At 47.0% G+C, this 24,535-nt stretch carries 22 protein-coding genes and 1 tRNA gene; 17 read left to right on the forward strand and 6 right to left on the reverse strand.

The genetic code is table 11. The features are described from left to right. Window positions 1-7: 7 nt before the first annotated feature. The 3 genes from M0P91_RS01150 to uvrC form a co-directional block, all read right to left on the reverse strand. A complete protein-coding gene (locus M0P91_RS01150; protein WP_295063289.1) occupies window positions 8-1,798 on the reverse strand; it encodes a hypothetical protein in 1,791 nt (596 codons plus the stop codon). A gap of 11 nt (window positions 1,799-1,809) precedes the next feature. Further along, window positions 1,810-2,223 (reverse strand): PAS domain-containing protein, encoded by a 414-nt coding sequence (locus M0P91_RS01155; protein WP_295063292.1) that lies wholly within the window; start codon window positions 2,221-2,223, stop codon window positions 1,810-1,812. Between the two features lie 73 nt (window positions 2,224-2,296). Next, a complete protein-coding gene (gene uvrC / locus M0P91_RS01160; RefSeq protein ID WP_295063295.1) occupies window positions 2,297-4,105 on the reverse strand; it encodes an excinuclease ABC subunit UvrC in 1,809 nt (602 codons plus the stop codon). 254 nt (window positions 4,106-4,359) lie between these two features. Between uvrC and nadB the strand changes: the two genes are divergently transcribed. The 14 genes from nadB to M0P91_RS01230 all read left to right on the forward strand — a co-directional run bounded on the left by nadB (window position 4,360) and on the right by M0P91_RS01230 (window position 19,437). Beyond that, a complete protein-coding gene (gene nadB / locus M0P91_RS01165) occupies window positions 4,360-5,811 on the forward strand; it encodes an L-aspartate oxidase (RefSeq protein WP_295063298.1) in 1,452 nt (483 codons plus the stop codon). Next, on the forward strand, window positions 5,808-7,136 hold the full coding sequence (gene nhaD, locus M0P91_RS01170) for a sodium:proton antiporter NhaD (RefSeq protein ID WP_295063301.1): 1,329 nt from the start codon (window positions 5,808-5,810) through the stop codon (window positions 7,134-7,136). Before nadB ends, nhaD begins: the two co-directional genes overlap by 4 nt. Before the next feature lie 81 nt (window positions 7,137-7,217). Continuing rightward, window positions 7,218-8,762, forward strand: coding sequence for a glutamine-hydrolyzing GMP synthase (guaA, locus tag M0P91_RS01175; protein ID WP_295063304.1), 1,545 nt, complete (start codon window positions 7,218-7,220; stop codon window positions 8,760-8,762). A gap of 11 nt (window positions 8,763-8,773) precedes the next feature. Next, window positions 8,774-9,412 carry a uroporphyrinogen-III synthase gene (locus M0P91_RS01180; RefSeq protein WP_295063307.1) on the forward strand — a complete coding sequence of 213 codons (639 nt, stop codon included), beginning with the start codon at window positions 8,774-8,776 and terminating at the stop codon, window positions 9,410-9,412. Between the two features lie 306 nt (window positions 9,413-9,718). Beyond that, window positions 9,719-10,987 carry a phosphoribosylamine--glycine ligase gene (gene purD, locus M0P91_RS01185; RefSeq protein WP_295063310.1) on the forward strand — a complete coding sequence of 423 codons (1,269 nt, stop codon included), beginning with the start codon at window positions 9,719-9,721 and terminating at the stop codon, window positions 10,985-10,987. Next, a complete protein-coding gene (locus M0P91_RS01190) occupies window positions 10,987-11,436 on the forward strand; it encodes an RDD family protein (RefSeq protein WP_295063313.1) in 450 nt (149 codons plus the stop codon). The genes purD and M0P91_RS01190 overlap by 1 nt, the downstream gene beginning before the upstream one ends. Beyond that, complete coding sequence (lptD, locus tag M0P91_RS01195) at window positions 11,429-13,564, forward strand: LPS assembly protein LptD (protein ID WP_295063315.1); 2,136 nt, start codon at window positions 11,429-11,431, stop codon at window positions 13,562-13,564. The genes M0P91_RS01190 and lptD overlap by 8 nt, the downstream gene beginning before the upstream one ends. An 11-nt stretch (window positions 13,565-13,575) precedes the next feature. Continuing rightward, window positions 13,576-14,973 carry an MlaD family protein gene (locus tag M0P91_RS01200; protein ID WP_295063318.1) on the forward strand — a complete coding sequence of 466 codons (1,398 nt, stop codon included), beginning with the start codon at window positions 13,576-13,578 and terminating at the stop codon, window positions 14,971-14,973. Window positions 14,974-15,033: 60 nt separating this feature from the next. Further along, window positions 15,034-17,211 (forward strand): polyribonucleotide nucleotidyltransferase, encoded by a 2,178-nt coding sequence (locus M0P91_RS01205; protein ID WP_295063321.1) that lies wholly within the window; start codon window positions 15,034-15,036, stop codon window positions 17,209-17,211. A gap of 91 nt (window positions 17,212-17,302) precedes the next feature. Then, window positions 17,303-17,620 carry a F0F1 ATP synthase subunit C gene (locus tag M0P91_RS01210; RefSeq protein WP_295063410.1) on the forward strand — a complete coding sequence of 106 codons (318 nt, stop codon included), beginning with the start codon at window positions 17,303-17,305 and terminating at the stop codon, window positions 17,618-17,620. Window positions 17,621-17,668: 48 nt separating this feature from the next. Continuing rightward, window positions 17,669-17,753 (forward strand) — tRNA-Leu (locus M0P91_RS01215). A 165-nt stretch (window positions 17,754-17,918) separates the two neighbouring features. Continuing rightward, window positions 17,919-18,272 (forward strand): hypothetical protein, encoded by a 354-nt coding sequence (locus tag M0P91_RS01220; RefSeq protein WP_295063324.1) that lies wholly within the window; start codon window positions 17,919-17,921, stop codon window positions 18,270-18,272. 37 nt (window positions 18,273-18,309) lie between these two features. Next, window positions 18,310-18,684 carry a hypothetical protein gene (locus M0P91_RS01225; RefSeq protein ID WP_295063327.1) on the forward strand — a complete coding sequence of 125 codons (375 nt, stop codon included), beginning with the start codon at window positions 18,310-18,312 and terminating at the stop codon, window positions 18,682-18,684. Window positions 18,685-18,693: 9 nt separating this feature from the next. Further along, window positions 18,694-19,437, forward strand: a complete 744-nt coding sequence (locus tag M0P91_RS01230) for an exonuclease domain-containing protein (protein ID WP_295063329.1) — start codon at window positions 18,694-18,696, stop codon at window positions 19,435-19,437. 7 nt (window positions 19,438-19,444) lie between these two features. On the opposite strand, the gene M0P91_RS01235 is transcribed toward M0P91_RS01230, so the two are convergent. The 3 genes from M0P91_RS01235 to M0P91_RS01245 form a co-directional block, all read right to left on the reverse strand. Then, window positions 19,445-19,888, reverse strand: a complete 444-nt coding sequence (locus M0P91_RS01235) for a hypothetical protein (RefSeq protein WP_295063332.1) — start codon at window positions 19,886-19,888, stop codon at window positions 19,445-19,447. Window positions 19,889-20,319: 431 nt separating this feature from the next. Continuing rightward, window positions 20,320-20,760, reverse strand: a complete 441-nt coding sequence (locus M0P91_RS01240; protein WP_295063335.1) for a hypothetical protein — start codon at window positions 20,758-20,760, stop codon at window positions 20,320-20,322. Window positions 20,761-20,836: 76 nt separating this feature from the next. Then, window positions 20,837-21,097, reverse strand: coding sequence for a hypothetical protein (locus M0P91_RS01245; RefSeq protein WP_295063338.1), 261 nt, complete (start codon window positions 21,095-21,097; stop codon window positions 20,837-20,839). Window positions 21,098-21,185: 88 nt separating this feature from the next. On the opposite strand from M0P91_RS01245, the gene M0P91_RS01250 reads away from it, so the two are divergent. From M0P91_RS01250 to M0P91_RS01260, 3 genes are read left to right on the forward strand one after another with little or no spacing between them, the layout of a single operon-like run. Further along, a complete protein-coding gene (locus M0P91_RS01250; protein ID WP_295063341.1) occupies window positions 21,186-22,436 on the forward strand; it encodes a hypothetical protein in 1,251 nt (416 codons plus the stop codon). After that, the gene (locus M0P91_RS01255; protein WP_295063344.1) at window positions 22,433-23,428 is read left to right on the forward strand and encodes a MoxR family ATPase; all 996 of its coding nucleotides are present in this window, start codon (window positions 22,433-22,435) and stop codon (window positions 23,426-23,428) included. The genes M0P91_RS01250 and M0P91_RS01255 overlap by 4 nt, the downstream gene beginning before the upstream one ends. After that, window positions 23,422-24,495: a VWA-like domain-containing protein gene (locus tag M0P91_RS01260; RefSeq protein ID WP_295063347.1), complete on the forward strand. Its 1,074-nt coding sequence runs from the start codon at window positions 23,422-23,424 to the stop codon at window positions 24,493-24,495. Before M0P91_RS01255 ends, M0P91_RS01260 begins: the two co-directional genes overlap by 7 nt. The last annotated feature ends 40 nt before the right edge of the window (window positions 24,496-24,535 follow it).

Consider the following 24,535-nt stretch of genomic DNA (forward strand, 5'->3'; position numbering starts at 1 on the left):
TTTCCTCTTATAATTTCGCGATGAAGCCGATAAGTCGTTTAGACGCTTTATGCGCTTCCTGGGCATCATTGGTACGAGACAAAATAGCGAGTTCCTCCGATATCTCATTCAAGCGGAGGTTGTCACTGATCCCTTTGAGCTCTCCGGCGATCCGTTTCCATAAATGGGTATCAAAAGCACTGACTGCTCCGGCAATTTTTTCAGCAGAAACAACAGCTTCAATTTTATACTCATCCAGTAATTCCTGAAAAAACGGTACTTCAAGTCCCAGCGCACCTGCATTAGCAATAATATCATAATGAAGGACAATCTCCGATTCTTCCGGAACGGAAGGGATCGGTGCCGCTAACGGTTCATGAAGTTCTTCTGTTAGAACTTCGTGTTCATTTGTAGAGAAAGATTTCTCATCAAGAGGTTCGTCATCACGGGATTTGAAGAGGTCCTCATCAAGAGGTTCGTCATCACGGGATTTGAAGAGGTCCTCATCAAGAGGTTCGTCATCACGGGATTTAAAGAGGTCTTCGTCGAGAGGTTCAATATCGTGGGATTTAAAGAGATTCTCGTCAAGAGGTTCAACATCGTGGGATTTAAAGAGGTCATGAGATTGATCGAGGAACTCTTTCTCTTTGATTGTCTCATTATCATCTCTAAGACTGAAATTATAAATGTCATTGTCCGGTTCTTCCGAAGGAGATGACGGGGTTTCGTCTGAAAACGGTTTTGGTGCCTGAGCTATGGATTTTTCACTGAGAAGTGCTTCTTCTTTCCCTTCGAGTTTGGCAATAATGGCGTAAAAATATTTGAGACTCGCTTCGATTTCGAGAGGTTCATTGGAGGTGTTGACGACACTAAGGGTTTCAAATGCATCTTGAATACGTAGATTGGCGGCAACTCCTTTGAGTTTATGGGAAAGAATTTTAAGGTTGTTGAGATCCCCTTTAAGCGCCGATTCGAATAGCTCACTTTTAAATTCATGCGATTGTTGGATAAAATCACCGATAAACTCTTCGATCAAATCGACCGGCAGTCCCAATTCATTAGCCGCGATATGCGGATCGAAACGATAGGCTTTGTCTGTTTTAAGCGTATTGATAAATGCCTGCTCGGCTTGGGTATAATAACTTTCAGTCGCTTTTGGTTGAACCGTTGGTTGAACCGTCTCTCTAGAAACGGTTGGCAGTTCTGTTTTTTTCTCTGCAGGTTTTGCTTCCGGAGTATGGGCTAATTTGGTGTAGAGATCTTCTAACGGTTCGAGATCATGGTGCGTTTCATCTTGAAAATCTTCCTCGTTAAAGGTGGGGACATCAAGCGTGCCCGGTTCACTGAGGGGCGTAGGGGTAAGATGGGTATAATCAGGAAGCCCGAAAGGCTCAGCACTCACTTCGGTAGGGATCGGTTTTTCGAGAGGGGGGACGAATGGAGTTTTTTGCGCTGTCGGAGAAGGGATAATATGGGGTTTTATCTCATCACCGCTGAGTGATTTGATATGGGTCATTTCGACAATATAGCCGTTTTGGGAAGGTTCTGAAATTAAAAACAGTTTTTGTACACTGAGAGTACACGAAAAGGTTCGCCCGTTGCCGTGAACGATGGCCGACGTGGCATCCGAATCGGCATGAAGCAAAAAATCGATCCATCCGAAATTTTTAAACCGGTGAATATAACCGGGTTCATTGGCGAACAAATCAGAAACGTCACTGCAAACTTCTAACAGTTTCCCCATTGACGTATAATTGAGAAGCTTTAGCCCTTCCTCATCAATTCCGATAAATTCTTGTTTGTGATTGTAAAATAGCACTCGTATTCCCCTTATCGTTCTGATTCAACCATTTTTCGGTACAACGCAGCGGTCTCTTCAACATTTTTTCGAGAAGCCGGTTTACGTGCCGCCATGTACCCTTTGAGCTTACCGTTTTCATCATACATCGGGGCTACTTCGGTATCAACCCAATAATATTTACCGTCTTTACGTAAATTTTTGACCAAACCGTGCCATAACGTACCGGCTTGGATCGTTTTCCACATTTGAGCAAAGGCTGCTTTTGGCATGTCGGGATGGCGGATAATATTATGGGGCTGTCCGATTAATTCATTGACAGTGTATCCGGAGATTTCGCAAAATTTACGGTTTGCAAAAATAATGATCCCTTTCGTATCCGTTTCACTGACGATAGCGCGACCTTCGAAAAAATACTCTTCGTCTACCGGAGTAGGTTTTTCCATGGCAATGAACCCCTTTGCTAAATAACTGCTGAAAACATTTGCTGGTGGAATATGGCATAAACTCTATAAAATATTACTTAGACTCCTCTGAAGTATAGTAATTTTGAATGTTTTTGGCATCTTTTGTGCCGATGAGGTCGCAGAGTGTCTCAAAATCACTTTTTGCGATCGCTTCAAACGTGCCGAAATATTCGAGAAGCTTATAAATTTTAGGCATGGTAATACCATTTACGGCAAGAAGTTTGGAGTGGCGGTCGAGTTTGAGTTTGCTTTTTTTATGGAATGTAAGGGCGCTCCGGTGGGCTTCATCCCGTAAAAGTTGGAACCATTGAAGCCGTTTGTCACTGCTTTCCAGCCGCAATGTAGTGTCGGTTATGTGGAGAATATCACGGGCTGATCCTTTTGCACGGTGTGCTTTGGCGTCAATTTTTTCTTTGCTGATGGCGACAACTTCCAGATGGATACCGTTGGAAGCAAGAAGGTCCAAGGCTAAGGTACGTAAGGTTTCGCCTCCGTCGAGTACCCATAAATCAGGAGGCGGATTGGACTCAAATCCCTCAATACGTCGTTGTAGCATCTCTCTCATTTGACCGTATTCATCCCGCTCATGCAGGTGATAGGTACGATAAGAGGTTTTCTCGAATGCAGCGTTTTCGTAGACAACCATTGCCCCGACCGTTGCAGAGCCTCCGTGATGGGAATTATCGAAGATTTCCACCCGAAAAGGGATTTTTTCGAGTTGACACAGCGCTTTGATTGCTTCCAAAAGGGTTTCATTCTGTGTCTTCGGAGTGCGCAACAGTTCATTGGCGTTGATAAGGGCCAATTCGATGAGCTCTTTTTTCTTCCCTCTTTGAGGTGTATCGATGGTGCTTTTTTTTTCGAAAAGGAGGGTGAGATGCTCCTGAATCCATTCACGGGACTCAAAAGGGTGGGCGGTTAGAATGGGGGCAATGATAGGGGGCTTTTGTGTGCCGTAAAATCCTATTATAGCCCGTTCATAGGCCTCATCCAGTGAAAAGGCCTCATTCAGAACAAAGAAATCGTGAGAGCCGGAGACAATTTTCCCATCCCGGATAAAAATTCGGACAACGCATCCCCGGTTCGCATCGGTTGCAATGGCAAAAATATCGAATGCTTCCGTCGAGGCAAGGTCAATCCGGGATTTGAGTTCGCTTTTACCGATCCGTTCACATCGATCGCGCAATACCAATGCCTCTTCAAATCGGAGCTGTTCGCTATAGCCCTCCATTTTTTTTTCCAGTGTTCGGATAAGAAGTTTTTTATTGTTGATAAATTCGATTCCCTGACGGACAAACTGCAGATAGGTTTCACGCTCTACTTCAAATTCACACGGGGCGAGACATTGCCCCATTTGATAAAAAAGACACGCTTTTTTGGAATTGAGACAACTTTTCTTTTGTACCAGCGTCAATAATTCATAGAGGGAGTCGAGAATGTCCCGCGCCCCGCTGGAGTAGGGTCCGAAATAACGGATCGATTTTCCTTTGATGATTTTGCGCGTAAGGTCGAAACGGGGGTATTTATCCTCCATGTCGACGTACAAATAGGGGTAGGTTTTATCATCACGCAAGAGGATATTGTATTTGGGGCGTAGTTGTTTGATCAGGGAGTTTTCCAAAATCAGGGCATCATGTTCATTGTCAACAAGGATGGTATGGAGGGCAACGGTTTCGGAGAGCATTTTCTGGATACGCAAGGAGAGGGTTGTTTTGGGAGAGAGAGTGGGGGTCAGATTAAAATAGCTTTTTACCCGCTTGGAAAGGTTTTTGGCTTTTCCGATGTAGAGAATTCTCCCTTTTGCATCGAGGTACTGATAAATTCCTGCACATTGGGGTAAAGAGCGAATGCGTTCAATCATAATCTACACTTAATCAATAATTTATTGAAGCTATTATAACATCCCCCTACATGTTTTAAATGCCAAACGTATAGCACTCTATGGTTAGACGTGCCGCTATAGTAGCGAAAGCTATGTTTGGCGAAGCAGAATTTTTATTGGATGGCAGTATATGCGGTACGCACTCATTTTATTCGTCCTATTCAGTTTTGGCGGATGCGGCTATAAAGCTCCCCCCTATTACGAAAAACCGATCTCTGATGAAGGCTCACGCGGTGCGTTATGATGTTATTATAGTCGGTTCGGGGATAGCGGGGCTTTATGCTGCCCTTAATCTTCCGAAATCATTGAAAGTGTTATTGATCAATAAGTCTTATCCGTGGGAATGCAATACCTATTATGCGCAAGGGGGTGTGACCACGGCGTATGATGATACCGATATTGTGCTCCATATCAGCGATACTCTCGATGCCGGTGCGGGATTGTGCAATGCAGATGCCGTGAAGTTTATGAGCCAACATTCCCAAGAGGTTATTCGTGATCTGATCGAACGCGGTTTTAGGTTTGATTGTGATGAAGAGGGGAATCTTCTCTATACTAAAGAGGCGGCCCATTCGCGAAGCCGGATTTTACATGCCGGCGGAGATGCGACCGGACGCCATTTGCACTATTTTTTACTGACCAATATTTCCCATCCTATGCTCAGCAATGCGACGGTTACCGATTTGTTGATTCGTGAGGGGCAGTGTTGCGGGGTAGAGGTGATGACCGAAGAAAAAAGAAAGCTTATCTATGCTGATCATGTGATCATTGCCAGCGGCGGTGTCGGCTCTTTGTACGAATACCATACCAATGCCCATACCATCAGCGGAGATGTTCACGGAATCTGTATTGAACATGGGATCCCTCTGGAATCGATGGAGATGATGCAATTTCATCCGACGGTATTCGTTGCCAACAGTTGGGCTCGCAAGCTTCTTTTGACCGAAGCTCTCCGGGGGGAGGGGGCCCATGTCGTCGACGAAAACGGATACCGATTTTTGTTTGAATATGATCCGAGAGGAGAATTAGCCCCCCGTGACATTGTCAGCCGTGCTATTTTTGATTACAAGAAACGGGCCTCCAAACAGGTTTACCTTTCGTGTGAGAATTTTGAAGTCGAGTATTTTAAAGAGCGTTTTCCGAATATTTATAAATCACTGAGCGAACTGGGGTTTCAATTGCCAAAAGAGCGTGTTCCGATCTCCCCGGCGTTTCATTACGCCATCGGCGGGATCAAGAGCGATTTGGATGCGCGTGTTCCCGGAATTAAAGGGCTTTATGTAGCGGGGGAAGCGGCATGCACGGGGGTGCATGGCGCTAACCGCCTCGCCAGTAATTCTTTGTTAGAAGGGTTGGTATTCGCATCGAAGGCCGTACAGTCGATTTTAGAGACACCGATCCAAAGCTGTGAGAGGGTATTTGACGTTTCCGATGAGGTATTGGAATTGGAAGGGGATAAAGATAAAAAAGATGCCCTGCGCCATATTATGTGGGATAATGTCTCAATCGTCCGGACCCCGGAAGGGTTGCTTTATGCAAAAGAGGCGGTTGAAGCTATGTTGAGAGAGAAGATCGGAAGATTGTTGAAGCTTCGTCTATTAAGTGCCCGTGCGATTATTGAGGGGGCATTGAACCGCGATGAATCGATAGGGGTCCATTTTATAACCCAAGGAATGGATAAATGACACTGGACGGAACGGACGTAACGGCGATAAATCTGGTAGGGCACCCGTTTGGCTGGCTCCTTCTCGCCATTTTTGTGGTGGGGTACTATTTTATCGCTTCCGAAGAAAAATACCACATCGACAAAGCAAAGCCGGCCCTTTTTGTCGGAACATTGATGTTTGTGCTAATCGGTATCTATTATGCGGTCGTAGGGGTCGATTTCACTCCGTTTGAGCACGAAGTGGATCATATGATTTTGGAAATTGCCGAAATTTTCTTTTTCCTGTTTGTGGCGATGACCTATATCGAAGCATTGATTGAGCGCGGGGTTTTCAGTGCGTTGAGATCGAAATTGATTGCCAAAGGGTACAGTTACCGCGAACTTTTCTGGATTACGGGATTGTTGGCATTCTTTATCTCTCCGGTAGCCGACAACCTGACGACGGCGTTGATTCTTTCGACGGTTTTGCTGACGATCGACAATAAAAACAAAGAATTTTTGGTACCCGCTGCGATCAACGTTGTGGTCGCGGCGAATGCCGGCGGTGCGTGGAGTCCGTTCGGGGATATTACGACATTGATGGTTTGGGCAGCGGAAAAAGGGGCTTTCGGGGAATTCTTGTATCTCTTTCCGGCTTCATTTTTAGGATGGGCGGTAACCGCTTATTTCTTGAGTCGGTATGTCCCTGATCTGGATCCGAACAAAGAGGGTGATCCCGAAGCAGCTAAACGGATTGAAATTCTCAAGGGGGGGAAGATGATCATCGTTTTCGGGGCATTAACAATCGCATTGGCCGTTATGGGAAAACAGATGATCCATCTTCCGCCGATGTGGGGGATGCTGTTCGGTTTGGCGATACTTCAGCTGTATATGTTTTTTTTGAAAAAAAGACACAATGTCGACGTCAGTATTTTTCAGGCAATGAGTAAAATTGAAAATAACACTTTGCTCTTTTTCTTCGGTATTCTGGCTGCGGTAGGGGCATTGCACTTTATCGGATTTTTAGAATATGCGGCGAAGCTTTACGAAATTTTCGATCCTACGATTGTCAATATCGGTGTCGGTTTCCTTTCGGCCATCGTGGATAACGTACCGGTAATGTCGGCAGTTTTGAAAGCCAATCCGACAATTGATCAAGCGCAATGGATGCTGGTGACGATGACAGCGGGGATCGGCGGATCGCTCATCAGTTTCGGAAGTGCGGCAGGGGTCGGCGTCATGGGAAAAATGCACGGTATTTATACTTTTTCATCCCATATCAAACTCGCTTGGACCGTTTTGGCTGGATACTTTGTATCACTTGCAGTATGGTATGTTCAGTTTATCGTTTTAGGCTTTTATTAATTACATTAGGGTACCCTTTCATTAACGCAAAGGGTACACACAAGCTTACCCTCCCGATTATCTCCACGTAAAGGCTCTCCTTTGAAAGATGTCAATATTATCGTCCTTGATTTTGGTTCACAGTATACACAGTTGATCGCTCGCCGTTTGCGCGAAGATAAAGTTTATTGTGAGGTACTTCCGTATCACACTAAAATCGATAGTATCAAAGCAAAAAATCCAAAAGGGATCATCCTCAGCGGCGGACCTTCTTCTGTTTACAATAAGGACGCTTATGAGGTGGATCAAGGGGTTTATACCCTCGGAATTCCGGTATTGGGGATCTGCTACGGGATGCAACGTATTGCCGTCGATTTCGGCGGTTCCGTAATCCGAAGCGATCACCATGAATACGGCAAAGCGGAACTGACAATCGATATGACGCAGCACTCGGTCTTGTTTCAAGGGTGCGAAGATGAGCGTGCCGTATGGATGAGTCACTCTGATAAAGTGGATGTGCTGCCGGAAGGTTTTGTCCCTATCGCCTATTCTCCAAACTCTCCGTATGCCGCAATTGCCAACGAAGAGAAAATGGTCTATGCGATGCAGTATCACCCGGAGGTTAACCACTCGGAAGAGGGGTATCTGATGCTCCGCAACTTTGCTCGTAAAATTTGCGGTATTACCGAAAAATGGGATATGGGTCATTTCCTCAAAGAACAGATTGTGAAAATCCGTGCGCAGGTCGGAGAGGGAAAAGTCCTTTGTGCCCTCAGCGGCGGGGTGGACTCTTCCGTTGTTGCAGCGTTATTGTACGAAGCGATCGGGGATCAGTTGATTCCTGTTTTCGTTGACAACGGATTGTTACGAAAAGGGGAACGCGAATCGGTTGAAAATATTTTCAAAGTTCACCTCAAAGTCCCTCTCGTTGTCGCCGATGCATCGGAAAATTTTCTCGGTAAGCTGGTCGGTGTTACGGATCCGGAAACGAAGCGTAAAATTATCGGGCACACCTTTATCGAAGTTTTCGAAGCGGAGGCAAAAAAACACGACGGCATTAAATTCCTGGCGCAGGGGACATTGTATCCTGACGTGATCGAATCGGTGTCGGTAAACGGTCCTTCCGTGACGATCAAGAGCCATCACAATGTCGGAGGATTGCCCGATTGGATGGATTTTGAACTGATTGAGCCGTTACGGGACCTTTTTAAAGATGAAGTGCGTAAACTCGGGCTTGAATTGGGGCTTCCGGACTCATTGGTGAACCGACATCCGTTCCCGGGCCCGGGTCTGGGTATCCGTATTATGGGTGAAGTCAATAAAGGTGATTTGGATCTTCTGCGCGAAGCCGATGCGATTTTACTGGATGAACTCAAAGCGAGCGGCTACTACACGAAAACATGGCAGGCTTTTGCGGTATTGCTTAACGTTAAAAGCGTAGGCGTTATGGGAGATAACCGCACCTATGATAATACGGTATGTGTCCGTGTCGTTGAAGCGGTTGACGGTATGACGGCGACATTTGCCCATTTGCCGCATACCCTTTTAGAACGGATCAGCCGTCGGATTATCAACGAAGTAGACGGAATCAACCGTGTCGTCTACGATATCAGCTCCAAACCTCCCGCAACGATCGAGTGGGAATAAGGCGCACCGCTGTGCGGCCTATCTATCTGATTTCGCAAACTCCCTATCCGGGAGTACTCCATATCCCTATCCTTAAAATCCGTTTTTTAACGCCCGATATTGATTTTTCTGCCTATCACGGGCTTGTTTTTACCTCAAAACAGGCGGTTAAATCGCTTGAACCCTATTCGGAGAGTTGGAAAAGACTGCCGTGTATGTGTGTCTCCGAAGCGACGGCCATTGCGGTACGCAATGCGGGCGGAGATGATATTCGTATGGCGGACGGATACGGGAAATCGATCCCGGAGTCTCTTTCGTTGGAAGGAAGTGGTGGAAAATGGCTCTATTTACGCCCAAAAGTGATCGCATCGGAATGGGTTGAAACGGCGCGCGAACAAGGAATTGAAATAGATGAGGCGATCATGTACGAAACGGTATGCAATAAAGAGGGGGTGTTTTCGCCGATTGAGTCGAACGGGGTTTTGATTTTTACTTCCCCCTCAAGTATCGATTGCTTTATGGCGCGGTATGAAATTTTGCCGGATCAGAAGATTGTAGTGATCGGAAAAACGACGCAAAAGAGACTTCCAAAAGGGGTAGATGCAACGTTAAGCGATTCGGCAAGCGTCGCTTCCTGTGTGAAAATAGCGCGTACAATTGCGAATTATTAAACTTTCATGAGCCATATTAAGCTTTTTGAGGTTATAATTATCCTCTCTGGGCGCAGCGATCAATCGCATTTTGAGGGTTCTACATATTCAACGAGTTACAGCCGTAGACGTCTTGGTGTGTCGGTGATCTTGTCTGAGCGTTAAGCGAGAGATTGCCGCCGGATAGACGCTCGAGTAACTTTATTCGGCTTTGAGAACCGAAGCTACTGCGAAACGCCCGCCTGGGCATTTATCTCATTTGAATTTCGCCCCGGACTTGAAATGAGATAATTATCAATGGAACAAATTCATTTTACAAGGTATTGTATGCGTGTAATGGTCATCGGAAGCGGCGGACGAGAGTTTTCTATCGGGAGGGTGTTGCAACAAGATCCGGCTGTCAGTAAGCTCTATTTTGCCCCCGGAAACGGTGCAACGACGATGCTGGGCGAAAACGTTGCGATTAAAGAGTATGAGGCGTTGGCACAGTTTGCCGTAGATAACGCGATCGATTTAACCATTGTCGGTCCCGAGGGGCCTCTGAGTGAGGGTGTTGTGGATGTGTTCAAAGCAAAAGGGCTTGTTATTTTCGGTCCTTCGAAAGCGGCAGCACAGCTGGAGGGGTCAAAGGTTTATATGAAAAACTTTTTGGCTAAATATGCCATCCCTACGGCGCGCTACATCGAAACCGATCATATCGGCGACGCGTTTAAATTTATCGAGAGTCTGACACCGCCGATCGTGGTGAAGGCCGACGGTCTGTGTGCCGGAAAAGGGGTGATTATCGCGATGAGTTACGAAGAGGCCAAGGTGGCCGTTTCGGAGATGCTGAGCGGAAAATCGTTTGGCGATGCCGGTAAACGGGTGGTCGTTGAAGAGTTTTTAGACGGATATGAGCTTTCGATGTTTGCGTTATGCGACGGGAAAGATTTTATCCTCCTTCCTGCTGCACAGGATCATAAGCGCCTTTTGGATAATGACGAAGGACCAAATACCGGAGGGATGGGGGCCTATGCGCCGACCCCGCTGGTCAACGATCTTATTTATGAGAAAGTGAAAGAGCGTATTGCCCGTCCTACCCTAAAAGGGATGCAAGAGGAGGGGGCTGCGTTTGAGGGGGTCCTTTTTATCGGTCTTATGATCGTAAACGGCGAACCGATTACGTTGGAGTTCAATGTCCGTTTCGGGGACCCGGAATGTGAAATTCTGATGCCGCTGTTGAAAACACCTGCCAGTGAACTTTTTTACAAAGCGGCCACCAAACAGCTCGAATCGCTAAAGGTAGAGTTTTATGACAAATTTGCCGTCGGTGTCGTGATGGCAAGCCGAAACTACCCGTATGACAACTCCGAACCGGCTGAGATTGTCGTTGATGAGATTCATCACGACGATATTGCCAAAAACACCCATATCGCGTATGCCGGGGTAAGTTCGGAAGAGGGGAAACTCTACGCGACGGGGGGACGTGTCTTGGTGTGTGTCGGTGTCGGCGAGAGCATCAAAGAAGCGCGTGACCGTGCCTATATGCTGTGCGGTCAAGTCCATTTTGCCGGTAAAAAACTTCGTACTGATATAGCCTATCAGGCTCTCCGATAATGGAGGATAAAATCGAAACGCTCTTAGAGCGTGAACGGTTGAGCCTCTCTTCGATACGGAAGCGCGCAGCTGCATTCGGGATCGACGAAATCTTACTTTCGACCTTGTTAATGATCATTTTATGGGATTCGATCCAGAAGGTTAATACGGTAGAGGGGATTCTTGCGTTAACCAATAATTTTATTTTGGAATACATGGCTATTAAAATACTGTATCAAACGTTTTTTACGATGCAGTATGGTGCCAGTCTCGGCAAGATTGTGATGAAAATTCGTGTACTCGAACTCTCAACACTCTCTTCTCCCGGCTTTTTGAGTGCGTTTAACCGCAGTGTGTTCAGGGTCGTCAGCGAAGCACTTTTCTATTTTGGTTTTGCATGGGCGATGATCGACCCTTATCGACGCAGCTGGCATGATTTAAGTGCGAGGACGTTGGTGGTCGATGCATAAAACGTTAGGGTTATGCCTTGCTGCGTCGGCATTCTTATATGCGGGTGAGAGGGTAGAACTGTTCGGTACCTTTGTTGATATGAACGGATCGTTATCCCATATCGGTGAAGATCCGTTGATAACGTACAAAGATCAAATTTTAAGTGCAGATGAAATTGTTTACGATAGCAACCGTACGCTTGTAGAAGCGAAAGGTTCGATCAACCTTTTTAAAGAGGGCAAGTACCACCTTATCAGCGATTATGCCGCCTACAATATTCAAGAAGATACCCATTATTTAAAACCCTATTATATGTTTGATCAGGAGACGGGTGTATGGATGAGTACCGCCGAAGCGCAAGGGTGCGATAATAAGATTGATTTGGTCAGCGGATCGGTTTCCGGCTGTAATTCAAGCGATCCGTTGTGGAAAATCCGTTTTAGTAGTGCAAAATACGATATGCAGAGCAGCTGGGTGGATCTTTACAATGCGAGACTGGAGGTGGGCGCTCTTCCGGTATTTTATCTCCCGTATTTCGGATATGCTACCGATCGCAAGCGTCGTACCGGCTTATTGGTCCCCTCTTTCGGATTTTCAGGATCGGAAGGTTTTTATTACCAGCAGCCGATCTATTTTGCTCCCCGTAATTGGTGGGACGTCGAATTGCGTCCTCAGATCCGGACTTCCAGAGGTGAAGGGCTTTACGGTGATATCCGTTTTATCGATACCCCTTCATCTCAAGGGTCGATACGGCTGGGGTATTTTCAAGAACACTCATCGTATAAAGAAGAAAAAAATCTGGCCCATCTTCAACATTACGGTTACGGACTTAAGTATCGGCATACGGAGCCTTTACGCGAATGGTTTGATTTGCCGCTTGAGGGGGCATCCGGGCTTTATGTCAACGGTTCATGGATGAACGATGTTGATTATCTGAATTTGCAGCACAGCGACGAAACGCGAAATGTGATTGCCAATCAGGTCATCTCCCGTATCAATACCTATTACAGCAGTGAAGATAATTATCTGGGGAGTTATCTTAAGCATTACCAATATCTGGACCAAAATAATAATGCCCAAACGATCCAAACCCTTCCGAGTCTGCATTATCACCGTTATTTGGAAAGTTTCTTGAACAATCACCTTTTGATGAATGCAGACGCTACGGCAACGAATTTTTACAGGGCTGAAGGGAAAAAGGCGGTGGAAGGAAATCTGAATATCCCTTTGACGCTGCAGGGCTCTTTGTTGAATGAGTATCTTGATCTCAGCTATACCGCTAATGCAACGGGAAAGATGATCGGATTTTACGGAAATAAGCGATCCGACGACGTCAGTAGTCTGTATGAGCAGGGGATCTACGCGCAATTGGATCATACGGTCAATCTCGGCTCCACTCTGGTCCGTCCATATACGAATAATATGACCCATGTCATGAACCCCCATGTGAGTTATACGTTTGCCGGTAAACGCTATTATAACGGCTATTACGATACCTATAACGGCGCCTGCGGAGTCGGGAATACCAATCCGGCCTGCGAATACTATACCCTGAATGAACCGAGCGATTCGCTGGCTTTAGGTTTGAACAATTATCTGCTTAAAGAGGGGAAATCGTTTGTCGTTGACCGGATATCCCAAAACTTCCGATACAACGATCAGGGAAATGCGTATGGAGAACTTCAGAATGAATTGGAATGGGAGATTACCAAAGAGATCTCTTTTTACAATCAGACGGCATACAACCATGATCGAAACGTTATTGCAAAAGAACAAAACACAGTGCGCTATAATGGCGAAACAGTAACGGCAGGGGTGAGCCATTATTATACGGACCAGATTCGTAATACGATTCCGGTTTATGCCAGTTATTGGACGGCGGATGCGGCCTATCAATACAATCGCAACTACCGTTTCTCGGGCTTGGTAGCGTATGATTATCGGGCGGATTTGATGAAACGGGGTGAAGCCGGTTTCCTCTATACGACGCGTTGTTTTGATTTCGGTTTGAAACTGGTTCAGAATAGGCGGCCGATTTTGACCAATGCCATTGTCAATAATTCGGTCAACGATACGTATGTTTTTATTACGGTGATTTTAAAACCGATCGGCGGATCGGCATTTAATTATAAACTAACCAATAACTAAAGAGGGTGGGTATGAAACTCGAAGCAAAAATCGGTCTTTTTGTCCTTATGGCACTGGGTGCATTGTTGTTTCTCTCTACCCAAGTCACATCACTGGGTAAATGGGGGCAAAGCGGCTATCCGATCCATGCCTACATTGATGACGCTTCCGGGCTTGAGAAACATACGCATGTCCTCATGAACGGAGTGAGTATCGGAGATGTGGAGTCGATTAGGATTGAAGGGAAGCGGGTAAAACTGGCCCTTTTAATCGACGAAGGGGTGGAAATTCCCGAAGATTCCTCCCTTTTGGTGACGCAAGAGTCCCTTTTGGGGGCCAAAGTGATCAATATCGTCGTGGGCGATTCGTCCGATTCGCTCCGTCCGGGCGGAACCCTCTCCCAATCGAAAAAATACGCTTCGTTTGATCAAACCAGCGACTCGGTCAATGCCGCCGCGAAAGAACTGGAGCTTCTGATTCACGATTTTCGAACAACCCTGGATGATGAACATCGACAGGCGATTCAGGAGGCGATTGACGCATTCCGTAATGTCGGGGTCAATCTGAACGGGGTGATCATCGATAACCGCGCCGATCTTCATGCGGCGATTGCCAACTTTAAAGCAATGAGCGGAGGGTTTGCAACGACTGCCGATACGGTCAATAAAGATTTGCCTGAAATTATGGGACGGGTCAACTCTCTTACGGCACGAATGGATAATATAAGCGCCGCTTTGGAAACCAAACTTCCCAAGGCAGTGGATAAATTCATGGATGTGGAAGATAATGTTACCGCCTTGATTTCGAACAATAGTGCCTCTTTGAATACGGCGCTGAATTCGGCGGGGGCATTTTTCAAAAGCGGTGAAGAGGCTTTCGGAAAAGTGGATACGATGCTTTCGAATTTTACGATGAGCGAATTGCAAGTGGCGATGCATACCGACTACATGATGCGCGATCAATTCAGCAAAATTTATCTGAGTGCTACGTATCTTCCCAATCCGGAAACCTATTATATGTTTGATCTGATCACTTCCGACGACTATTCCACACCGAACCAAGTACCCGGTTTGCATGTCAAGAGCGATCGGCTCTATTCATTACAATACGGAAAACGGTTTGATGATCTTTTACTCCGGTTCGGCGCGATTGAATCAACCGGAGGAGCCGGAGTCGATTATTACGCAGACCATGACCGTTTGAAGTTTTCTGCCGAAGCGTTTGATTTTAATGCGTTGAACGATTTGCGCAGTACCCGTGCCCATCTTAAAGCACAGGTCCGTTATCAAATGCTGAAACATCTTGAATTGTACGGCGGATGGGACAATTTTCTAAATCCGCAATCGCAAAATCTATTTTTGGGATTAGGACTGCGATTTATCGACAACGATATCAAATATACGTTCGGTGCCGCGTCGATGGCAAAATAAATTTCGATGAAATAGGGATAGGATCCCCTGAGTGTTTAAAAATCTAATAAGGCAAGCATAATGAAATACAACGTTGAACTCGATTTACGTAATAAAAAAGAGGAGTACGCTTTCAATCAGGTAGCTGCTCAGGCCAATGGTGCCGTATGGCTAAAATGCGGCAATACCGTTATTCTGGCAACGGTAGTCATTGACGAGACCGATTTTGTGGATGAAGACTTTCTCCCTTTAACGGTGCAGTACATTGAAAAAAGCTATGCGGCGGGGAAATTTCCGGGAGGATTCATCAAACGCGAAACCAAGCCGAGTGATTTTGAGACCCTTACCTCTCGTATTGTGGACCGATCGCTTCGTCCGTTGTTTCCAAAAGGATTTGCCAATCCGATCCAAATCAGTGTACTTGTTTTAAGTGCCGACAGCGATGCCGATCTGCAAGTATTGGCGCTGAATGCCGCGTCTGCGGCATTATACGTTTCCGATATTGATATTTTTAATTCGGTCAGTGCCGTTCGTGTCGGTAAAATCGACGGTGAAATCGTCTTTAATCCGACGTTGTCGCAGATGCAGGAGAGTACGCTGGATCTTTATCTAGCCGGCAGCAAAGAGGATATGCTGATGATTGAGATGCAGAGTATCGGAAGCGATGAAATGGAGTTTATTGATGTCGGAATGATCGATCCGATGATCGATCCGGCGCTGCTCTCTCAGGCAATCCCTTCACGACGTTCCAATGCGATGGGAGAGGATGAGCTGATTTTCGTATTGGCATCCGCGCAAGAGGCGTTGGCTGAAGCCAATACGGCGTACGAAGAGGCGTTTCAGCCGTACGCGGCGACTCCGTTTGAACTTCAAACTCTCATCAGTGAAGTGAATGCCGAAATGGTTGAATTTGTCCGTACCCACTACACGGCGGCTTTGAAAACGGGGATCAATCAGATGGCAAAAACCGAACGGAGCACGGCATTGCGCACCATTCGAAAGTCGATACTGAAAGAGAAGAGCGAGTGGAACGAACATGAGCTGAAAAAGGCGATTGAATCGCTTAAGCGTTCAATGGTTAGAGCGCAGATACTGGATGAGAAGGTTCGTGCCGACGGCCGTTCCCTTACACAGGTTCGTCCTATCCGTATTGAGACCAATGTATTGCCGAGCGCCCACGCGTCAGCCCTCTTTACCCGAGGTCAGACACAGGCGCTGGTTGTATTGACTCTGGGGGGGAGCAAAGATGCCCAGATGTTTGAAAATTTGACCGATAGCGGTACCCAAAATGAATCCTTTATGGTGCACTATAATTTTCCGGGCTTCAGCGTCGGAGAACCTTCGCCGATCGGCGCTCCGCGACGTCGTGAACTGGGACATGGAAATCTCGCAAAACGGGCACTGGAAGGTTCAACCGTGAGTAACGGACAAACGATCCGTCTGGTATCTGAAATCTTAGAATCCAACGGCTCCTCGTCCATGGCAACGGTGTGCGGCGGTTATATGGCATTGCGTGCCGGCGATATCGAAGTGTGTGAGCCGATTGCCGGAGTCGCGATGGGGATGGTGGCGGAAGGGGATCGCTACGCTATTTTAACCGATATTATGGGGCTTGAAGACCATGACGGCGATTTGGATTTCAAGGTGGCAGGTTCCAAAGAGGGGATTACCGCGATGCAGATGGACATCAAGCTGGGCGGAATTTCGTTGCAGGTTTTGAAAGAGGCATTGTATCAGGCCAGAGATGCACGGGGACACATTATTGATGTGATGATGGATGCGGAGAAAACGATTGAACTCAACGAGGGGACGCTGCCGAGTACCGATCTCTTTCATATCGATCCAAGCTACATTGCCGATATCATCGGGCAGGCAGGAAAAACCATCCGCGAAATCATTGAGCGGTTTGATGTTGCCATTGATATCGACAAGAAAAAAGGGGCGGTTAAGCTCACCGGTAAAAACCGCGAAGGGATCAAAGGGGCACGAAGCCATATCGAAGATATTGCAGGAGGTGCCGGTGCCGTTGAAAAAGTGGAGTACAAAGTGGGGGATGTCGTTAAAGGGAAAGTTAAAAAAATCGTTGATTTCGGTGCCTTTATCGAACTTCCCGGCGGTGTAGACGGATTGATTCACATCTCAAAACTCTCCGACGGTCATATTAACCGGGTCAGTGATGTGGTTGCGGAAGGGGACGAAATGATGGTCGAAATCGTAGAGTTTAAAGGAAATAAGATCGGTCTTGGACGGGCTAAGTAATTTTTTAGCTGATCAAGATTATAATTCCGTTCACAAAGTGATAAGTAGGGACACTATCCGAACGGACTTTGATTTTACACAGGAGATTAAAATGAAAAAAGTTATTTTTCTTATGGTTGCTCTTGCTGCTGCGGCATTCGGTGCTGACGGTGATGTTGCAAACCAAACGCTTAAAGCGTATTCAATGATCGCTGCGGGTGTCGGACTTGGTTTGGCTGCACTCGGTGGAGCAATCGGTATGGGTAGCACTGCTGCGGCAACAATCGCCGGTACTGCTCGTAACCCGGGTCTTGGCGGTAAATTGATGACAACGATGTTCATCGCCCTTGCAATGATCGAAGCTCAAGTTATCTATACTCTTGTTATCGCTTTGATCGCCCTTTACGCTAACCCATATTTGGTTGCGTAAGTTTTATTAAACCTCACGATCGGCTTCGGCTGATCGACTCTTTTATATGCGGTCGTGGTGGAACGGTAGACACGCTACCTTGAGGTGGTAGTGCCTTACGGGTGTGGGGGTTCAAATCCCCCCGACCGCACCATTCTTCTTTTCCCTTTCCTTCAGATTTTATCCTTCCAAATTATTTTCCTGTTGTCGGACGTTTATTGCGGCAAAAAAATCAATATTTTTATCGAAATCATGAGGATTCATAGTATTCTGCCCTATAGTTTTGCTACAATGAGATATTACATTGCAAGGATTGAAAATGGCATATATTGCTCAATTAAAACATTTGATTCAAAACGAACTTATTCCGGACGTGGAAGAACATATTGATGATATTTTTGAAGTGATTGCGTCACAAAATGATGCAACTCCGCAAGAGCGCTCACAGCTGGAAGATATGCAGGCACTCCGTGATGAATACAAAGATCTCCTTAAAGAGCTGCAAAGCGGCGATATCGATGAAGAAGAGGCGGAGCAGCTGTATACCGAACTCACCTCGATGCGTGAAGGATCGGACGAAGAGGACGACGATTTGATGTACGATGAAGAAGACGAAGAGGATGAAGACGATTACGATGAGTTTGACATCGATGCTGAAGACGATCAATATTAATCTATTTTTTTAAACTACCAGTGCGATGAGGGGCCCTTTGATACGATCACTGCCGAGTGCGGATGCAGTCAAACTGGCAAATGCCCTGTATCAGGCTTATGTGAGGGAAGGTACCTCTCGGTTGCACATCCGAAAATCGCTCATTTGTCACCTTTACGGATGGAAGGGGGATGAATGGTGCGATACGCAAATCACTTCTCTCTTCCGTGAACTGAATGAGCCGTCGTTGATTGAGGACTTCCTCTATCAGGGGGAGCTGATCAAATGGAAGGTGGTGACGTTTTGCCAACTCCTTTCACCGCTCAATTCGGATAGCGAATACATTGATATCGAGATTAATGAACTTTTTCTTTCTGCTTTACAAAACGAAAAGAGCGAGTCTCTGATTGCTTTTTCACAAATTCCAAAATGACGGGTACAAATGGCAAAATTTATCTTATTGGATACCGAAACGACCGGTGCAGGGGAAGAAGACCGTATCATACAGTTGGGGTTCATGGTCCTTGAGGGGCGTAACATTGAGGTGTACAACGATTTGTGCTCCTCTGACGTTCCGATCGGCTACGGTGCAATGGAGGTGCATGCCATTACGCCGGAGATGATTGAAGGAAAACCTCGATGTCGGGATACCAAAGCTTTTCAGGCCCTGAACGGACTCAATACTCCTGATAATGTCCTGATCATCCATAATGCGCCGTTTGATTTGGGGATGCTCTCCAAAGAGGATTTTACCTCAAAGATGCGATTGATCGATACGCTGCGATGTGCACGTCATCTGTTTGACGAAGAGGATGCACATCGTCTGCAATACTTTCGTTACCGGTTGGGATTATACAAGATTGAGGCAGCAGAAGCTGCCGCTTTGGGGATCGAGGTGAAAGCCCATGACGCCATTGGGGATGTTTTGGTGTTAAAGCTTTTTTTGAGTGAACTGCGCAAACGGCTGGAAGAGCGTTTCGGCGGCATCAATCCGATCGATAAGATGGTGGAATTGACCCAAACACCGGTATTGTATACCCGTCCCCTGAAATTCGGAAAATACAAGGGGAAAACCTTGGGTGAAATTGCCGATTCCGATAAAGGGTATCTCGGCTGGATGGTGAAAAATATGGAGAGTCTGGATGAAGATATGCGCTATTCCATCGAGAGAGTCTTGAACGGCTGAGACGGGGTCAATCGTATTTGGTAATCTGAGAGGCTTCCAGAACGAGATTATTCATATTATGCCCGATAGCGTACTGGAGGAGATCAAAAAGGTCATAGACCAGTTGAAAACTGCTTTTCGTGTTGGTAGCGGTGACAACGGCCATATAAAGATGCTTTGAAAAAAAGAGTGCCTGTACGTCGGTGAGTAGATTGTTGGCCGCTTTGAGTCCGTTTGTCTCATCGGCACTGTTAAAAATAACGGCACAGAGATTTTTTTGAAACATTACCAAGCGGTCGCTTTTGCGTAAATTTTTGGAGAGGACGTTAAGATTGCCCTCCTCTTCGGAGATATAGGCAATGGCTATCGTATAATGAATATGGTAACGGGAAAAATTATAATCAAAATAGGCAATTTTCTGAACTAACTGCTCTTGAAGATGAGGGCGGCGTTCCTGCAAAATAGTAATCATAGTGATACAACTTTAGGTGATTTGTTGGATTATACCATAGTGTTATTTATTTTGATTGGAATATTTTGATGACCTTACGTACCTTGTCTAAAGACGTGCGAAAAGATTAGTAATCTCCCGTATCCGAAAGATGCGGGTAGCTTCAGGGGGGTGCAGGGGTGAAAAGCGTCAAAAAAGCCAACTACTTGGCTTTTTATACCAAACTTTATTAACTAAGCATACTCTCGTCATTCCGTGCTACGACACAAAATCCAATGCAAGAGATGGATCCCGTATCAAGTACGGGATGACAAAATGCGTATGTACAGTTAAAGATAGACGGTATAATCTCCCGCATCCGAAAGATGCGGGTAGCTTCAGGGGGGTGCAGGGGACAAATTGTCCCCTGCCACTTTACGGGCTTTGCCCGAAAAGTGCGTAACAACAGTTATTTAGTGGTTCCAAACTATTTGCGAACTGTCTACGATCAGATTATCCATATTGTGCTGAATCGCATAATCGAGTAAATCGAAGAGTTTGGCAATCATCTGTCCGGTGTTGGTAAAATCGTCGGCGATAATAATACTGGCATAGATCGATTTTGAAAAATTGGCGTGTTGAAAATAGGTGAGGAGGTTATTGGCCGCTTTAATCCCCTGTTCCGCATTGGCACAGTCGAATACCACGGCGTGAACCGTTTCGTCCAAACAGATGTATCGGTCGGTTTTACGGATATAAGAGATAAGCGGGGCCATATCCAGCGATTCGGGGGTATAGGAAACGGCTATCGAATAATTCACTTTGTAACGGGTATGACGATAATCAAAATCGGTAATTTTTTGAGCGAGTTTCTCGTACATCTCTTTACGGCGTGTTTTTAAAGGGTGACTCATTGATTATTGCCTTCAAAAGTGATAATAATATGATACCCTTTGGTTGCTTTTGTCTCCATAAGGGTAAACGCCACGGTTAAAACGTTGTCTTGGTTGATGTCGAAATTTCGCTGAGGCGGTAGGCCGCATCGGTGTGTCCGGAGCGCATCGCTTTTTTCCACCACTCCATTGCCTGATCGATATCCTTTTCGACCCCTTCGCCGTAAAAATAGATCATCCCCATATAAAATTGTGCTTCGGCGTTGCGTTTATAGGCGGCTAGCGGATAGAGAAGCTCACGGGCTTTTTGGTAATCTTGAACGTCATAAGCGGCGATTCCGTCGTATAAAGTATCCATGCGATCATTCCTTTACCGATACCTAAAAAATAATGGTGACATTATACCTTTGCCCCCTATTTTTAGGCTGATGGATTATAATGCGGCCATGAACTTTCAGGAACTAAGCGGTAAATCGGTACTATTGCTCGGAAAAACCCGTTCACTAAAGGGTAGCGAATTTGAAACGCTTTTAAAGCTTCACCGTATTGAGCTCACCCGGAAGTGGGACGAAAAGAGCGCTTTGATTATTGAAGGGCGGCTGATGAACCCTCTTGAACAGCAAGAGAGTGCCGATCTTTATGAGCGGCGTGCTGCAAAAATCGTTGAGATTAATGCGGTCGAAGAGTGGCTGTGCCGCTCAATCGAACCCAACCGCCTGTTGATGAGTTTAAAACTCTCCAACGATCAGGAACGACTGGTCGATTTTCTCCAAAATCCTTACCTCGGCGACGAACTTTTTTATAAGCTTCTTAAACTTTATGATTGGGAAACTGAGGGGCTTTTTGATAATGATCGAAATCGGGATGTCACCGCATCGATCATCGGCCGTTTTTATAAAGATTTGGCTCGCAATCACAATGTTCAGTATGCGATGAGCGGGTTGGCCCATCTGATCGAACGGTATGGGAATAGAGAATTGATCGATGCGATCAGCGAACTCTCTCCGATTCAAAAAGAGCTTCGAACCCCGGGGGATCGCTCACTGGCGGGAGTGTTGGATGCAATGGCGATTCATCCCGAAACCGGCGAACGGATTTTACGTCTGCTGCTGCCAAGTAGAGCTTCCGTCTTGGCGCAGAGGGTTCCGCTCTCTTTGGAGAACGTGTTGATGGGGCTACAGGAGGAACCGGTGAATCGGCTTCTCGCCTCCAACCCCTCTCTCTCGCCGGAAGGGGGGGAGGTGCTTGAAAAGCAATACCCCGAGTTGATAGGTGCGGCTACAGTGCTGGATGAAGGGCGTTTTAACCGTTTGATCCAAGAACATGCGGCTGCGTTGGCAACAAACCGGAGTCTGAGCGTTTCGATGCAAGAAGAGTTGTTGCAAAGAGGGGAACTGGAAGTCCATAAAGGGCTGGCAAAAAACCCCTGCGTAGAGGAGTTGCTGTTAAAAATGTTGTACGAAAAGGGGGAGTGCCCTCTGGAACTTGCATCCAACACTTCGCTGCCGGAGCGTTTTTTACGGGAGCTGTATGCCCAAGGGGGGAGGGAAATTCTATCAATGATCGCCCTGAATCCTTCGGCGCCGGTGGAGATCCTCTACCAGCTGAGTCTTGATCAACGCTTCGAGCGGAGCGTCAAAACCAATCCCGCCTACGGGAAACATATTCAAACCCATAATTTAGGATGGCAAGTGTGAGAACGTCTGAAACCATCACCACCATGCGCGCGTTGATCGAATCAAAAATTCCTACGTTTCTGTGGGGCCCTCCGGGGATCGGGAAATCGTCCATCGTCAAGCAAATCGCTCTCAGGGAAGGGATTGCGTGCATTGATCTGCGTCTCTCTTTGATGGATCCGACCGATCTCAAAGGGATTCCGTTTTATGAGCAGGGTTCGCGTACCGCCCTGTGGGCGCCGCCGTCATTTTTGCCGAAAGAGGGGAAGGGGATACTTTTTCTCGATGAGCTCAACTCTGCCGCACCGGCAGTTCAGGCATCGGCCTATCAGCTGATACTGGATCGTAAAGTGGGGGAGTATACTCTCCCCGAGGGGTGGGCGATCGTCGCGGCGGGGAACCGTGAGGGGGATCGGGGGGTCGTCTACCGTCTCCCCTCACCGCTGGCAAACCGTTTTGTCCATATCGAGATGGAGGTGAATGTTTCCGACTGGCGCGACTGGGCGATCGGGCGCGGCATTGATGAGCGGATTCTTGCGTATATCGGATTTAAAAATGAGGCATTGTTCGGATTTGACCCGACGCGCAATGAGCGCAGTTTCGCGACACCGCGAAGCTGGGAAGCGGTTCATGCGATTCTCAACAGCCCCCTTCCCCAAAATCTCCTTCTGGATACGATTACCGGGGCGATCGGACGGGAGGGGGCGGTCGATTTTCTAGGGTTTTGCAAGGTGATGTCTCTGCTTCCCGATATCGATGCGATCCTGCGCGGAGAGGAGGGAGGATATCCGAGTGATGTTTCGGCTCTTTATGCCCTCTCTTCGGCTTTGGTCTCACGGATTTTGCGCAATCCGGAAGAGGAGACAATCGAGTCTCTTCTGCGTTACACCCTGAACCTCCAAAGCGAGTTTGCCGTAATGATCGTTCAGGACCTTCAGCGTCAGGGAATTTTGATGGACCATCTGGATGCTTACGGTGAGTGGGTCGATGCCTATGCCTATCTGTTATGTTAGATTTTTCCCGTGTCAAATCCAAATTACTTGCAGAATACCCCTATTTCGGGACATTGGCGAGCGCTTTGGAGATTGCGGTGAACAACGACATCGAGTCGTTTACCCGTGTCGGAAACCGGTTCGAGTACCGGGAAGATTTTTTTCAAACCCTTAACGATAATCAAATCGCTTTTTCCCTCGCCAACGTCTCGCTGCACGGGGTCCTCTCCCACCCCTCCCGTATCGGAAGCCGCAGCCCGTGGCTGTGGTATAGCGCATGCGACCATGCGATCAACAACCTGCTGATCGACAACGGTTTCGAACCCCCGAGTAAAATCACCTACGATCCCCGGTTTCGGGATAAGTATGCCGAAGAGATTTACGAGATGCTCCTCGATACGATCACCCGGGAGGAATTGAACGACAAAGATTCCGATTCGCGCCGCAGTGACGAGACGCCGGACGAGAAGCTCGAAACGGCGCAGCAGGAGATTCTTTCGCGTTCGGCGCTCCAGAAGGGGGAAGCGATGAAGCGATTGCCTGAGGGGCTGGAGAGGCTCATCCCTCTCCAAAAAAGGGGAGTCGTCGATTGGCGCAGCGAACTTCGCGACACTATCGGCGGCTATTACGTCAGCGATTACACCCTCATCCCCCCTTCCAAAAAACTGCTGTACGAGGGGATATACCTCCCCGGTGCCCATTCGCGCCATCTGGAACTCGCCATTGCCATCGACAGCTCCGGTTCGGTGGATGAGGTGCTCCTCTCCCGCTTTATCGCCGAGATCGAATCGATCACAGAACTCTTCGGATCGTACACTATCGAACTGCTGGTATGCGATGAGCGTATCCGCAGCCGTGAGCGATTTGAGAGCGGCGAAAGGATCACCTACACTCTCACCGGCGGCGGCGGAACCGATTTTACCCCCGTCTTTGAATCGATCACAGAGGGGGCGGTTTTGCCGAAAGTGCTCCTCTATTTTACCGATCTCGACGGCAAATTTCCCCCTTATGAGCCGCCGTATGAGGTGCTGTGGATTGCTCCGGGGCGAATCGATGTCCCTTTCGGACGGGTGATTGAATTGCTCTAAACACCTTTTCCCTCCGTTTTATTAAACGTTGGTTACAATA

Source organism: Sulfuricurvum sp. (genome assembly GCF_023229695.1).
GTDB lineage: Bacteria > Campylobacterota > Campylobacteria > Campylobacterales > Sulfurimonadaceae > Sulfuricurvum.